The sequence below is a fragment of the Methylobacterium sp. WL18 genome (assembly GCF_008040015.1).
Lineage (GTDB): Bacteria > Pseudomonadota > Alphaproteobacteria > Rhizobiales > Beijerinckiaceae > Methylobacterium > Methylobacterium mesophilicum.
In genome coordinates, this window is sequence record NZ_VRVD01000929.1 from 1 (window position 1) to 1,390 (window position 1,390).

Sequence of the window (1,390 nt, forward strand, 5' to 3'; positions counted from 1 at the left end):
GCGGCGGCCTCGGCGATCGCCCGGGCGGCGCGGGCGAGCCAGGAGGGATTGGCCGGGGCGTGGGCGGTCCGGGTGAGGCACTGGTCCATGATTCGATCCTCCGTCTGTCCGGAACCCGGCGATCTTGACCACAAGGGACTGGCGGCGACAGGAACAGTTCGGTACGGTTTCGAAGAATTGTCCGGTCGGAAAGGCAGTACGGATGCAGATCGCGAGCAAGCCGGCCGGAACGCGCGTGGAGACCGTGGCCGGCGAGATCCGGGAACGCATCGCGGCGCGCCATCTCGTGCCCGGGGTCCGGATCCCGTCGGTGCGGGCGTTCGCGGAATCCATGGGCGTGTCGAAATCGACCGTGGTGGAGGCCTATGACCGGCTGGCCGCCGAGGGCACCCTGGTGGCGCGGCCGGGCTCGGGCTTCTACGTCGCCGGCAAGACCCGGCCGCTCTCGCTCCAGGCGATGGGCCCCCGGCTCGACCGGATCGTGGACCCGCTCTGGATCACCCGCCAGGCCCAGCAGGCCGGCGCGGACCAGCTCAAGCCCGGGGCCGGCTGGCTGCCGGATTCGTGGATGCCGCACGAGGCGATCCGGCGCGGCCTGCGCCGGGTGGCCCGGGCCGATCTGGCCGAGATGACCAATTACGACCGCCCGCTCGGCTACGAGCCCCTGCGGATCCAGATCGCCCGCAAGATCGCCGAGAAGGGCGTCGGCGCCGAGCCGGACCAGATCGTGCTGGTCGAATCGGCCACGCAGGCGCTCGATCTCGTCTGCCGCTTCCTGCTCCAGCCGGGCGACACCGTGCTGGTGGACGATCCCTGCTACTTCAACTTCCTGGCGCTGTTGCGGGCGCACCGGGTCGCGGTGGTCGGCGTGCCGCTGACCCCGGAGGGGCCGGACCTGCGCACCCTCGGAGCGCTGCTCGAGCGGCATCGTCCGCGCTTCTATCTCACCAACGCGGCGCTCCAGAACCCGACCGGTGCGAGCCTCGCCCCGGCCATCGCGCACCGGCTGCTGAAGCTGTGCGAGGCGCACGACACCTTGATCGTCGAGGACGAGATTTTTGGCGATCTCGAACCGGAGCCGGCGCCGCGGCTCGCGGGGTTCGACGGGCTGGAGCGGGTGATCCAGATCGGCAGCTTCTCGAAGACGCTGTCGGCGGCGGCGCGCTGCGGCTGGATCGCGCTGCGGGCCGACTGGGTCGAGCCGCTGGTCGATCTCAAGCTGGCGCTGAGCCTCGGCAACGGCCACGTCACCGCGGCTCTGGTGCACAGCCTGATCACCGAGGGCTGCTATCGCCGGCACCTCGCCGAGACCAAGCGGCGGCTCGCCGGCGCCATGGTCCAGGCCTCGGCCGAGCTCGGCGCCTGCGGGCTGGAGCCGTGGGCGCAGCCT

The 1,390-nt window shown here is 71.7% G+C and carries 1 protein-coding gene; it reads left to right on the forward strand.

Going from position 1 to position 1,390, the window contains the following annotated elements; translation table 11 throughout:
- Positions 1-202 precede the first annotated feature (202 nt).
- Positions 203-1,390: PLP-dependent aminotransferase family protein (locus tag FV228_RS29795; protein WP_147857738.1), on the forward strand; the 1,188-nt coding region annotated here is incomplete at its 3' end.